The sequence below is a fragment of the Acinetobacter sp. WCHAc010052 genome (assembly GCF_002165295.2).
GTDB classification, from domain to species: Bacteria; Pseudomonadota; Gammaproteobacteria; order Pseudomonadales; family Moraxellaceae; genus Acinetobacter; species Acinetobacter chinensis.
In genome coordinates this window covers 1,531,305-1,542,761 of the sequence record NZ_CP032143.1, presented here as the reverse complement: position 1 = coordinate 1,542,761, position 11,457 = coordinate 1,531,305, and the positions used below count along the sequence as shown (strand labels likewise).

Below are 11,457 nucleotides of genomic sequence, written 5' to 3'. Positions count from 1 at the left end.
ACCATCCTTTCTTTCAGTGTGTTTGTGAAATTTTCGCTATATGACTTCATCCTATCAGCAACAACTTAATGATAAAGTTGAACGTATTTCTGCCCAGTTTAACGAATTTAATCCTCCAGAACTGGAAGTATTTGAATCTCCAGCTTCGGGTTACCGCATGCGCGCTGAATTCCGCATCTGGCACACTGAAAATGATATGTTTTATGCAATGTTTGAACGCAATGACGACCAGCAGAAACAGGTCGTTCGTGTAGATACATTTGATATTGCAGATCAGAGTATCAATGATTTAATGCCTGTCCTGCTGGATGCGCTGAAAACTACACCGCAGCTTTCAAACCGTCTATTCGAAGCTGACTTTCTGGCAACCCTCAGCGGTGACATGCTGGTTACCCTGATTTATCACCGTAAGCTTGATGAAGAATGGGAAAAACATGCCCGTGCGCTTGCTGAACGCCTTAATATTAAAATCTATGGCCGTAGCCGTGGACAGAAAGTCATTTTAACGGACGACTACGTGGTCGAAAAACTGACTGTAAATGGTCAGCAATATGCTTATAAACAAATTGAAAGCAGTTTCACTCAGCCTAACGCAATCGTATGTCAGCACATGCTTGAATGGGCATGTAATGCTGTTCAGCCGACTACACGTGACCTGCTTGAACTGTATTGTGGTAATGGTAATTTCACATTACCGCTCTCTACACGGTTCAATAAAGTACTGGCAACAGAACTGGCAAAATCTTCGGTCTATGCCGCTCAGTGGAATATCGAAAAAAATGCGGTCAACAACATTCAGGTTGCCCGTCTTTCCGCTGAAGAATTTACTGAAGCATTCAATGGGGACCGAGAATTCCGTCGCTTACAGGAAGCTGAAATTGATATTTCTGCATACGACTTTGAAACCGTTTTTGTCGATCCACCCCGTGCCGGTATTGATGCAGAAACACTGAAACTGTTACAGCGCTTTGAGAAAATTATCTATATTTCATGCAATCCAGACACGCTGTATGACAATCTGAAAACCCTGACCCAGACACATAAAATTGTAAAATTTGCATTATTTGATCAATTTCCTTTTACACATCATGTTGAATCTGGCGTTTTACTGGAAAAGATTTAAACAAATTATTTCCAGTATTCAGTACATTTTAAAGAGCAGATTTTTTCTGCTCTTTTTTTATTGGCTTTCAAATGAATGCCTTACCTCTCTTTTAAACACATGCTTTTATAATACCGTTAAACCTGACAGTTACCATCGGAAAATATAAAGACTGAACGATGCTTTTATCACTCATACGGACTTGCATTATTTACAGGAATGGTTATATTTCGATCTATGTTAGGTTGCAAATGAAGGCTCTATGAGTTTTTGGCAAAAGCTGTTTTCTGCGAATCAACAGCTGAACGAGCATAAAAATCAAATTGCTTGTGTTGAAAATGATTGCTCCTGTAAAACTGATGATCAGCTTCTGGATTTACTTGTTAAAGAAACAGATGAAGACATCATTGCAGGAATTAAAAAGGTTTTACTTTCCAGAGGGTATAGCCGTAAAGAGTTAAACGAACTTAAACATTTTCCTATGCAGTAGGAAAGAAAAAAGCATTCAGGAGACTGAGTGCTTTTTTAATGTCTGAACATCACCATTCATCTAAATCCCCTTCCGATTAAAATATGAAAATGCTTTACTGTATCTGAATACAACTCTAATAAATGCATCTATAAAAAGTAAGAAAATGACGGGGAAAAATATGAAATATCATGCTCCACTCCTGATGGTTTTCTGTAGTGTTTTCACAGCCCACAGTTTTGCTGCCGCCATGGATCAATCCGGTCAGTCCATACTGCCTTTTCTGGAAAACGGTCATTATTTTGAAGCTTCAATATCAGCAGCTGACCCTGAAGTTTCTGGACGAACGCTTGAGACACGTCCTGATTACGTTATTCCAGGCATCACTGACTATTCAACGGATGATATTGCACAAAGTTTTCAGTATTACAGCGCGGCACTGAAACTGCAGCTTACGCCCCTGCTGTCTTTTGGGATTTTATATGACCAGCCTTTTGGTGCTGATATACGCTATAAAGTCAAAGAAAACGGCAGTTTTTCCGATCCTGTCATTTCCAGTGAGGGGACGATAGCCAATGTGAATACTGAAAATCTGGCGATACTTTTTGGTATTCAGCCCACCAGAAATTTAAGTCTTTTTGCAGGTCCAGTCTACGAAACAGTGAAAGGTGAAGTTTCACTTCGCGGTCTGGTCTATCAGGATTTTAATGGTTATGACGCTCAGTTCAGTAAGGACAGCAGTCCCGGATGGCTTGCAGGTTTCGCATGGCAAATTCCAGATATCGCTTTAAAAGCCGCAGTCACATACCGTTCAGAAATCAAACATGAACTGGAAGCGACTGAAAGTATTTTCGGCACACCGCTACTATTTACAGATGAAAGTAAAACAAAAATCACCACACCACAGTCTGTCAATATCGATTTTCAGAGCGGTGTTGCCGCTGATACGCTTTTATACAGCAACATCCGCTGGGTCAACTGGAAAGATTTTTCCATCCGCCCTGTGCAGTTTGGCGCACTGTCTGAAATAGCAACCTCACTGATCAGTGGAGGGCAGTATACAGGTGGTTTCAATCTGGATGACTACAATAAAGACCAGTGGTCAGCCACTTTAGGACTTGCCAGACAGTGGAACAGACAATGGGCAACTGCAATTGATGCAGGCTGGGACTCAGGTACCGGTGAACCTGCATCCATTTTAAATCCAACCAAAGGCTACTGGAGTGCGGGCCTGTCGTTTCAGTTTAATCCTGAACCCAGTTATTTCATCGCCGCCGGTGTAAAATATTACTGGCTGGGCGACACTGAATCTCAGGATGGAACCTACTATCTTCCTCTGCCAGGCGCAACTGAAGCTGCCCGGGTCGGTGATTTCGAAAACAACAATGCCATTGGTTACGGTTTAAAAATAGGCTACCATTTTTAACAGTTTAACCGTCAGCATTTGAGCCAGAAGCGGTTCAGCATTTTTCCGCTTCTGTCTCCGCATATGTATTCAGTTTCACTCATTTCGAACTTTTAACATATCTGAACAAAATTAGCTGTTATTTCATAGCTTTAATTTTATTCAATTGATGATCCCGAATGAACTGCTCAGATTTTAATTAAAACGCATTCTTTCTCTGTTATCATTCTCAGCTCAAAACAAAATTATTTAAATTAAAATAAAGGTTTAATTCATGAGAACTATCAAAATTCTGAGTCTGATCACCGTCATACTAAGCCTGAACGCCTGCAGTAAAATTCCTGAAGAATGTGCAGATTCCTGGTCAAAAATGGAAAAACTTTCCAGACAGATGGGGCTGACAGATGAACAGATCAAAAGTCAGAAATCAAAATTTGAACATGAAATTAAACAGATGGATAAAGCTCAGGCAACTGAAATGTGTAAGTCACAAAGTACTTTACTGGGTGTGGTCGGTCAGTAAACCACCATTTTTATTCTCTGTTCAGAACCGGAAGAACACTCCTGTTTTCCAGGGATAATCCAATATATCTACAGCTCTTCCCTGTTCAGTATTCAGCGTTGAACAGGGCTTCATATCAGCAGACTGATAAATCTGGTCACAATCGGAATACCTGAAAATGTGACTTCAATTGGCTTATTTAACTTTAAGGCGTTAGAATAGATATAAAATACACTTGTTAGTTATTGGTCAAACGTCACAATGCAGCAGCAGAAAATACGGTTTCCTCTAGGCTCACATCTGATCGTCAAACACTTTGGATATTCACATCATGGTATCTATGTCGGACGTGGTCGTATCATTCACTATTCGGGTTTTGCACATCTGTTCAAAAAACGCCCCATCGAAATAACGTCTTTAGAAAAATTCAGTTATGGCAAAAACATCACGGTTCAGACCTACCATAATCCACGGTATTCTGGACGAAAAGTTGTGCGCCGTATGCGTTCCCGCATGAATGAAAACAACTATCATCTGATTGTAAACAACTGTGAACATCTATGTACCTGGGCAATTACAGGTGTTGAAAGCAGCCCACAGGTTATCCGTATGATGAACAGACTGACAACTATTGGTTATGTCAGCTCTATTATGAGTTATATGAACAGTATGCTGCTGACCATTACAACAACCAGTTTTGCACTTGTTCTGTATATCAAGAAAAAACTCAGGGATAAATCACGGAATCAGATGGCTGATGTTTTCCTTGAGAAAAAACAGCATAAAAACTGAATATTCAGCATTTACACTGTATTTATTCATTTCATGCATTAAAGGGTGGAAATTTATCTTCTACAAGGCTCAGCTGAATACCCTGCTCAAGCCAAGCCTTGGCTCCATCTACAACAGTTGTAAAACCGCCAGTACTGTCAATAATAAATGAAATAAGTTCCGCCCCCTGTAAAGGAATATCGTAGTTTCTTATTTTTAAATAAGTCTGATTTTCAGATACTTTTTCAAATATAAAATCCACTGTCGTTTTAGGTGTGCCCCATTTAATCTGAATCCGCTTATCAGTGACCACTTCAAGCACTTCAACCTGAGCTGTAAACTGGTACTTCTGCCATGTCCATTCAACCGTTGTTCCTTGCTCCAGTCTGCCCGTTGCAGAACTGAACCAGAATTTTGCTGTAATGGATGGATCAATAAACGCCTGAAAAACCTCTGTAACCGGCTTGCGGATCAGCATCTGAACTTCAATGGTTGGGTTCATAACATTGCCCCTCGAATTGATCTTTTATGATTGTATTGAATTACAGATACCACAACTTTACAGATTGAGGCTATCTGTAAAGTGTGAGCAATTTTTAATTCTGCCATTCTGCTTATGGTGCATACTGAGAATCCACCACAGATCTGAAGCGTTCAGAAAACTGTCCATTCCAGTAAGGATAGTAAGGATAAGGCGGATAAACTGCGCTGACATCATTCAGTCTATGAATCTGATCTGGACTGAGAACCAGCTGGCTGGACTGTAAGTTTTCAGCTAACTGCTGCTGGTTCCTGGCACCAATCAATACCGTTGATATCGTTGGTCGCTGCAATAACCAGTTCAAAGCAATCTGAGGAATACTGTGTCCGGTTTCCAGTGAAATCTGCTGTAAAACATCAATCACCTGGTACAGATATTCTTCATTCACAGGCGGGGCAAACTGCACAGTTTCATGTAAGCGGCTGTTTTCCGGCAATGGATGATTTCGGTCAAACCGACCCGTCAAACGCCCCCAGCCTAAAGGGCTCCATACAATGCCACCAATATTCTGATCATGATTCAGCTGCATCAGCTCCCACTCATAGTCCCGCCCAATTAAAGAATAATAAACCTGATGTGCAATAAATTTTTCATAGCCATAACGCTCAGCAACAGACTGAGCTTTCATCAGCTGCCATCCAGAGAAATTCGATGCCCCAATGTAACGGACTTTACCACTCTGAATCAAGTGATCCAGTGATTTCATCAACTGTTCGGGTGCTGTAAAACTGTCAGACTGGTGCAATTGTAAAACGTCAATATAATCAGTATTTAAACGCTTCAAAGACTGCTCTACAGCATAAATAAGGTAATTTCGTGAATAGCCCACATGATTGATCTGTTCACCCGTGCGAATACCCACTTTGGTTGAAATAATGACATTCTGACGTTGCCGCAGCAAAGCTTTACCGAGCATCCGCTCAGACTCTCCATCTGAATAGACATCGGCAGTATCAAAAAAATTAATTCCAGCATCCATACATGATGCAATCATCTGGCTGGCTTCAGTCTGTCCTGCCTGCCCCCATGCAGAAAAAATCTGCCCTTTCCCACCAAAAGTTCCTGCACCAAAACCAAGCTCTGAAACGCGTAAACCAGAATTTCCCAGAAAGTTATATTTCATGATCTCTACTCGCAAATAAATATGATCACAAAATAACAATTTTGTTTTGTCTGAAAAATCAGGACAATCAGAAAACATTTTTTCGATTTTATGGATAATGAATACTGAAGATTTCCATTTTTTTCTGCGTGTTGCGGAATCCGGCTCCATGACTCAGGCAGCAAAAGAAGAAAATATTGCTGTGTCGGTTGCCAGTCAACGGATTCAACGCCTTGAAAATCAATTAAAACTCAGGCTCTTTTACAGAACAACAAGACGTTTAAGTTTAACTGAAGAAGCCAGAGTCCTGATTGAGCAAGGACGACCCTTGCTTGATGGTTTTCACGCATTGACAGAAAACTTACAGCAGAACCATCCGATTTTATCAGGCACAATTAATATGACTGCCTCGGCCACCTTTGGTGCTCATATTCTTGTGCAGATCATTGCAGAGTTTTTAAAACTGCACCCTGAACTTAAAATCAATTTAGATATGAATGATCAGAACGTCGATCTTGTTGCACATGGGTTTGATCTTGCGATACGCATTGGAAAACTGAAAGATTCTTCTTTGATTGCCAGACCTTTGTGTATAAACAGACGCTTGCTGTGTGCGTCCCCTGAATATCTTCAGAAATATGGTCATCCTGCGTCCCTGCAGGATTTAAAACAACACCGCTGTATTGTTCAACGCCATCAACAGGGCATCAGTAATACATGGCATTTTGTAGATCAAGCAGGACAGAATACTGATATTGAGCTTGAAGGAAATTTCATTACCAATTCAGGTGAAGGAATCCGCCAGGCATCGCTGGCAGGTCTTGGAATATCAAACCATTCTTTGTGGCATGTACAGCAGGATTTAAAGGATGGGAAACTTGTTCAGGTGTTGCCTGATTTTACGGTTGAACCTACTGCTGTTTATGCTGTGACACCTGATAAAAAGTTTGTATCCAGCAAGGTAAAAGTACTGATCGAATTCTTACAGCATCATTTGCAGCAATCATTATAGGTTTTATCTGACACATCCCTATAAACCGCGATTCAAAGCTCTAAATGACAGATATAATCAACAACCTCACTCGACTGCATACTGAAACGACAGTTTTCAGGAATATTCAGAATCTCACCTTCAACCAGGGTTTTAAATTCACCATCACCAATTCCGATCAGACATTTTCCTGAAATAATTTCAATACGCTCAGGTATATGCGTTTCAAAAGTCAGCGGTTTTTCAGTTGGCAGTAACACTCCCAGTGTTTTCTTTGAACCATCTTTAAATTCAACCAGATAGCTGATGGATCGACCATTAAAATGAATATTTGGCTTTTTATGAATGGATACAGAATCAAGTTGCTGTGACATGGTTACATCCCTGCTGTCATTCTGTTTTCCAGTATATCTGTTTTTATAAAAAGGAAGCATGACAGTTTGAAAAAATTTATTTCAGTCTGAAAAATAAGAAACCCAGCCTAAGCTGGGTTTTTTAATGACATATTCCTTACCTTACTTACCTGGTTTGAAGCTGTCTCTTAAATCCAGAATGCGGTTAAACACAGGTTTTTCACTGGTGTGATCATACTGGTCAGCAACAAAATAGCCTTCACGTTCAAACTGGAAACGATCTTCAGGTTTTGCATCTGCTAAAGCAGGTTCAATAATGGCCTGAACAACCTGTAAAGAATCCGGGTTCAGATTTGCCAGGAAGTCATCGCCCACTTCTGGATCAGACTCAGTAAACAGACGGTCATAAATACGGACTTCAGCAGGAATACCTTTAGTCGCAGAAACCCAGTGAATGACACCTTTCACTTTACGACCTTCAGGATTCTTACCTAAAGTTTCAGGGTCAATTGAACATTTCAGTTCAACCACTTCACCGTTTGCATCCTTAATCACTTCATCACATTTGATCACATAAGCATGACGTAAACGCACTTCACCCTCAGGGATCAAGCGCTTAAAGCCTTTCGGTGGCACTTCTTCAAAGTCTTTACGGTCAATATAAATCTCAGAAGTCAACGGAATAATACGATCACCCATATCCACGTTTGGATGACGTGCATGCAGCATATCCATAGCTTCAGGTAAATTCGTCAACGTCACTTTTAATGGATTCAGTACAGCCATACCACGCGCTGCGGTATTTTCCAGAGACTGTCGGATACAGAACTCAAGCATTGCCACATCAACAATACCATCTGTTTTAGAGACACCAACACGTTTACAGAAATCACGTAAACCTTCAGGCGTGAAACCACGACGACGCATACCAACCACTGTTGGCATACGTGGGTCATCCCAGCCATTTACATGATTGCCTTCAACCAGTTTACGCAATTTACGTTTAGAGGTGATGGTGTAATCAATATTCAGACGGCTGGATTCATACTGATGCGGTACAGATGGTGATTTAACCTTTTGCACAACCCAGTCATAAAACGGACGGTGATCCTGGAATTCCAGAGTACATAAAGAATGCGTAATGCCTTCGATTGCATCAGACAATGGATGAGCATAGTCATACATTGGATACATTTTCCATTTATCGCCAGTCTGATGATGTTCTGAATGCAGAACACGGTACAGAATTGGGTCACGCATGTGTACATTAGGTGAAGTCATATCAATTCTGGCACGCAGAACTGCCTGACCTTCACCCAGCTCGCCATTATTCATCTGAGCAAAACGGGTAAGGTTTTCCTCTACAGATGCATCACGGTATGGAGAGTTTTTACCTGGTTCCACAAAGTTACCGCGGTTCAGCTTAATTTCTTCAGGAGACTGTAGATCGACATAAGCATCGCCCTGCTCAATCAGCTGAATTGCCCAGGTATGTAACTGATCAAAATAGCTCGATGCATAACGTGGCGCACCATCCCATTCAAAACCCAGCCATTTCACATCATTAGCAATACCATCTACATATTCCTGCTCTTCAGCATCAGGGTTGGTATCATCAAAACGCAGGTTACATAAACCTTTATATTCATTTGCAATACCAAAGTTCAGGCAGATTGCCTTTACATGACCAATATGCAGATAACCGTTCGGTTCTGGTGGGAAACGTGTTACAACAGACTGCACACGACCTTCTGCAAGATCATCAGTAATCACCTGACGGATAAAGTCCAAGCCTGCCTGTTGTTCCTGCTGCACAGCATCGACCGATGTACTGGTTGTCGGGTTTTTTGGCAGGTCTGAAACAACATCATTTGGCTTCATGGTAGTAAAATCACTTCTATTGAATAAAAATCAGGAGAATAAAAATACGCTTTATACTTTTTTAACAAAAGTTTTTCGTATTTTTGCTTGCTATGTAGTTTACAGTTTGCTTATGCTTCTCTCAACCAAAAACCCATGGCTTTTTTGTCATGATCAGGAGATTACACAATGAGTTTTCCTCAAGTCGAATTAAACACCAATAAAGGGCGTATTGTTCTTGAACTGAATTCTGAAAAAGCACCTAAAACTGTTGCTAACTTTTTAGAATATGTTCGTGATGGTTTTTATGATGGCGTTATCTTCCACCGTGTGATTGATGGCTTCATGATCCAGGGCGGCGGCATGGACGAAAACTTCAAAGAAAAAGCAACACGTGATTCTATTGAAAACGAAGCAGACAACGGCTTAAGCAATGACGAAGGTACAATTGCAATGGCTCGTACACAAGCACCTCATTCTGCTTCTGCTCAGTTCTTCATTAACGTGAAAAACAACTCTTTCCTTAACCACACTGGTAAAACAGCACAAGGCTGGGGTTATGCAGTATTTGGTAAAGTGACTGAAGGTCTGGATATCGTTGAAGCAATCAAAGGTGTTCGCACTGGTAACCGTGGTTATCACGCTGATGTTCCTTTAGAAAATGTTGTCATCGAATCTGCTAAGATTATTTCTGAATAATTTTTAAATCCTCCCCAACCCTCCTTTAATAAAGGAGGGAGTAAAAGCCCAAATATAAATGGGTGGAAAGTCCCTCTTTCTCAAAGAGGGATTTAGGGAGATTCTAAAACAGGTAAATTAAAATTGTGACCCATCTGTTTATCGCCGATTTACATTTGTCACCTGATCACCCTCGACTCATTCGGGGGTTTTTAGCTTTATTGGAACAATATCAGCACAGCGATGCCAAAAAACCAACCCAACTCTATATTTTAGGCGACTGGTTTAACGCCTGGATCGGAGATGACTACTCTGCACCGTGGCTGGATGAAACCGTCAATGCACTGAAACAGTTTACTCATGCAGGCAATCAGATTTTCTTTTTAGTGGGTAATCGTGATTTTGCCTTAGGTCAAAAATTTCTCTGTCAATTCAATGGCAAACTCCTTCCTGATGTTTATACCTTAAACATTGGAAATAAAAAATTCAGAATTGAACACGGCGATGCCCTGTGTACCGATGATGTGTCCTATCAGCGCTTTAAGAAAATCATTCGCAATCCAATTATTCTTGGTATTTTAAAAAGTACTCCGCTCAGTTTTAGACAAAAATTGGCTAATGGATTCCGTAAAAAAAGCCGTGAAGCCAATCAGAGCAAAAGCTATACCATTATGGATGTCAATGAACAGGCAGTGGAAAATGCCTTATCTGATGTGGATGTGCTGATTCACGGACATACACACCGCCCTGAAATTCATGATGTAAATGGTAAGCCAAGAATCGTTTTAGGCGACTGGCGTGAACTCAGCTCCGAAGCAATGATCCTCGAAGTGGATGAACAAGCTCAATGTCACTTCTTTAAATGGACTATTCACTAATCACAGAAATCTGATTATCCGTCATGATCTGGGTACAGCTACCTGATTCAAAAAAACGACCATTTTCATGTTTATTTACGTTTACTGGATTCACATTTTGATTTTTAAGAATATAATAAATCGAAAATATTCGATATAAGAGTCACAGATATGGATTCGTTAAACGCTTCAAAATCAAGATATGCCACGAAAGCTTATAACCCTGAGAAAAAAATTCCTCAGGAACAGTTTGATCGCTTACTCGAAATCTTACGACTTGCACCTTCTTCCATCAATATTCAACCATGGCATTTTTTTATTGCCGACAATCAGGCAGCAAAAGAACGTATTGCTAAAGCACTGGTTGGCAAATATGCCTACAATGCTCCCAAAGTCATGGATTCTTCACACACCATTCTGTTCTGTACCCTTGAAGATATTACAGAGCAGCATCTTGAAGACCTGTTGAATCAGGATGATGTCAGCGGACGCTTTAAAGATGAAAAAGCAAAACAGGGACAGAAAGACACCCGCACAGGCTATATTGACTTTTATCGCAATGAAAAAGGCGATATTCAGCGCTGGGCTGAAAATCAGACCTTTATTGCATTGGGACATTTACTGTATGCAGCTGGTCTTGAAGGCGTTGACGCAACTCCAATCGGTGGTTTTGATGAAGCAATCATCAGTGAAGAATTAGGATTGGCTGAGAAAGGACTCATTCCTTCTGTTATCATGACTTTAGGTTATCGCAGTGAAAGTGATTTCAACGCAAAACTTCCAAAATCACGTTTAAACAGCAAAGAAATCTTTACCAAGCTCTAAT

General features: G+C 40.6%; 13 protein-coding genes. 9 read left to right on the top strand and 4 right to left on the bottom strand.

Translation table 11 applies throughout. From position 1 onward, the window contains the following. Positions 1 to 40 precede the first annotated feature (40 nt). The 5 genes from trmA to CDG61_RS07615 all read left to right on the top strand — a co-directional run bounded on the left by trmA (position 41) and on the right by CDG61_RS07615 (position 4,270). A complete protein-coding gene (gene trmA / locus CDG61_RS07635; protein WP_087550221.1) occupies positions 41 to 1,123 on the top strand; it encodes a tRNA (uridine(54)-C5)-methyltransferase TrmA in 1,083 nt (360 codons plus the stop codon). A 241-nt stretch (positions 1,124 to 1,364) separates the two neighbouring features. Further along, positions 1,365 to 1,592, top strand: coding sequence for a hypothetical protein (locus CDG61_RS07630; protein ID WP_087550222.1), 228 nt, complete (start codon positions 1,365 to 1,367; stop codon positions 1,590 to 1,592). A gap of 160 nt (positions 1,593 to 1,752) precedes the next feature. Beyond that, the gene (locus tag CDG61_RS07625; protein ID WP_087550360.1) at positions 1,753 to 2,997 is read left to right on the top strand and encodes a transporter; all 1,245 of its coding nucleotides are present in this window, start codon (positions 1,753 to 1,755) and stop codon (positions 2,995 to 2,997) included. A gap of 253 nt (positions 2,998 to 3,250) precedes the next feature. Next, a complete protein-coding gene (locus CDG61_RS07620; protein ID WP_087511606.1) occupies positions 3,251 to 3,499 on the top strand; it encodes a hypothetical protein in 249 nt (82 codons plus the stop codon). A 240-nt stretch (positions 3,500 to 3,739) separates the two neighbouring features. Next, a complete protein-coding gene (locus tag CDG61_RS07615) occupies positions 3,740 to 4,270 on the top strand; it encodes a lecithin retinol acyltransferase family protein (RefSeq protein ID WP_087550223.1) in 531 nt (176 codons plus the stop codon). 31 nt (positions 4,271 to 4,301) lie between these two features. On the opposite strand, the gene CDG61_RS07610 is transcribed toward CDG61_RS07615, so the two are convergent. Both CDG61_RS07610 and CDG61_RS07605 read right to left on the bottom strand, forming a co-directional pair. Continuing rightward, the gene (locus tag CDG61_RS07610; RefSeq protein ID WP_087550224.1) at positions 4,302 to 4,751 is read right to left on the bottom strand and encodes an SRPBCC family protein; all 450 of its coding nucleotides are present in this window, start codon (positions 4,749 to 4,751) and stop codon (positions 4,302 to 4,304) included. A gap of 112 nt (positions 4,752 to 4,863) precedes the next feature. Continuing rightward, positions 4,864 to 5,913, bottom strand: a complete 1,050-nt coding sequence (locus CDG61_RS07605) for an aldo/keto reductase (RefSeq protein WP_087550361.1) — start codon at positions 5,911 to 5,913, stop codon at positions 4,864 to 4,866. A 97-nt stretch (positions 5,914 to 6,010) separates the two neighbouring features. On the opposite strand from CDG61_RS07605, the gene CDG61_RS07600 reads away from it, so the two are divergent. Next, positions 6,011 to 6,904, top strand: a complete 894-nt coding sequence (locus CDG61_RS07600) for a LysR family transcriptional regulator (RefSeq protein ID WP_087550225.1) — start codon at positions 6,011 to 6,013, stop codon at positions 6,902 to 6,904. Positions 6,905 to 6,936: 32 nt separating this feature from the next. On the opposite strand, the gene CDG61_RS07595 is transcribed toward CDG61_RS07600, so the two are convergent. Further along, entirely contained in the window at positions 6,937 to 7,257 is a 321-nt protein-coding gene (locus tag CDG61_RS07595; RefSeq protein ID WP_087550362.1) for a pyrimidine/purine nucleoside phosphorylase, read from the bottom strand. Positions 7,258 to 7,398: 141 nt separating this feature from the next. Next, the gene (locus CDG61_RS07590) at positions 7,399 to 9,117 is read right to left on the bottom strand and encodes a glutamine--tRNA ligase/YqeY domain fusion protein (RefSeq protein WP_087550226.1); all 1,719 of its coding nucleotides are present in this window, start codon (positions 9,115 to 9,117) and stop codon (positions 7,399 to 7,401) included. 168 nt (positions 9,118 to 9,285) lie between these two features. Here CDG61_RS07590 and CDG61_RS07585 point away from each other — a divergent pair, with 168 nt between their 5' ends. From CDG61_RS07585 to nfsB, 3 genes are all read left to right on the top strand, one after another. Next, positions 9,286 to 9,795, top strand: a complete 510-nt coding sequence (locus CDG61_RS07585; protein ID WP_087511601.1) for a peptidylprolyl isomerase — start codon at positions 9,286 to 9,288, stop codon at positions 9,793 to 9,795. Between the two features lie 125 nt (positions 9,796 to 9,920). Then, positions 9,921 to 10,652: a UDP-2,3-diacylglucosamine diphosphatase gene (locus CDG61_RS07580; RefSeq protein ID WP_087550227.1), complete on the top strand. Its 732-nt coding sequence runs from the start codon at positions 9,921 to 9,923 to the stop codon at positions 10,650 to 10,652. A 150-nt stretch (positions 10,653 to 10,802) separates the two neighbouring features. After that, a complete protein-coding gene (gene nfsB, locus CDG61_RS07575; protein WP_087511599.1) occupies positions 10,803 to 11,456 on the top strand; it encodes an oxygen-insensitive NAD(P)H nitroreductase in 654 nt (217 codons plus the stop codon). Position 11,457: the final 1 nt, after the last annotated feature.

What these genes read in the sequence shown, in the direction of transcription:
- CDG61_RS07620 (WP_087511606.1), top strand. Translation starts at nt 3,251, where the DNA reads ATGAGAACTATCAAAATTCTGAGTCTGATCACCGTCATACTAAGCCTG.
- CDG61_RS07600 (WP_087550225.1), top strand. Translation starts at nt 6,011, where the DNA reads ATGAATACTGAAGATTTCCATTTTTTTCTGCGTGTTGCGGAATCCGGC.
- CDG61_RS07585 (WP_087511601.1), top strand. Translation starts at nt 9,286, where the DNA reads ATGAGTTTTCCTCAAGTCGAATTAAACACCAATAAAGGGCGTATTGTT.
- CDG61_RS07610 (WP_087550224.1), bottom strand. Translation starts at nt 4,751, where the DNA reads ATGAACCCAACCATTGAAGTTCAGATGCTGATCCGCAAGCCGGTTACA.
- CDG61_RS07630 (WP_087550222.1), top strand. Translation starts at nt 1,365, where the DNA reads ATGAGTTTTTGGCAAAAGCTGTTTTCTGCGAATCAACAGCTGAACGAG.
- trmA (WP_087550221.1), top strand. Translation starts at nt 41, where the DNA reads ATGACTTCATCCTATCAGCAACAACTTAATGATAAAGTTGAACGTATT.
- CDG61_RS07605 (WP_087550361.1), bottom strand. Translation starts at nt 5,913, where the DNA reads ATGAAATATAACTTTCTGGGAAATTCTGGTTTACGCGTTTCAGAGCTT.
- CDG61_RS07595 (WP_087550362.1), bottom strand. Translation starts at nt 7,257, where the DNA reads ATGTCACAGCAACTTGATTCTGTATCCATTCATAAAAAGCCAAATATT.
- nfsB (WP_087511599.1), top strand. Translation starts at nt 10,803, where the DNA reads ATGGATTCGTTAAACGCTTCAAAATCAAGATATGCCACGAAAGCTTAT.
- CDG61_RS07625 (WP_087550360.1), top strand. Translation starts at nt 1,753, where the DNA reads ATGAAATATCATGCTCCACTCCTGATGGTTTTCTGTAGTGTTTTCACA.
- CDG61_RS07590 (WP_087550226.1), bottom strand. Translation starts at nt 9,117, where the DNA reads ATGAAGCCAAATGATGTTGTTTCAGACCTGCCAAAAAACCCGACAACC.
- CDG61_RS07615 (WP_087550223.1), top strand. Translation starts at nt 3,740, where the DNA reads ATGCAGCAGCAGAAAATACGGTTTCCTCTAGGCTCACATCTGATCGTC.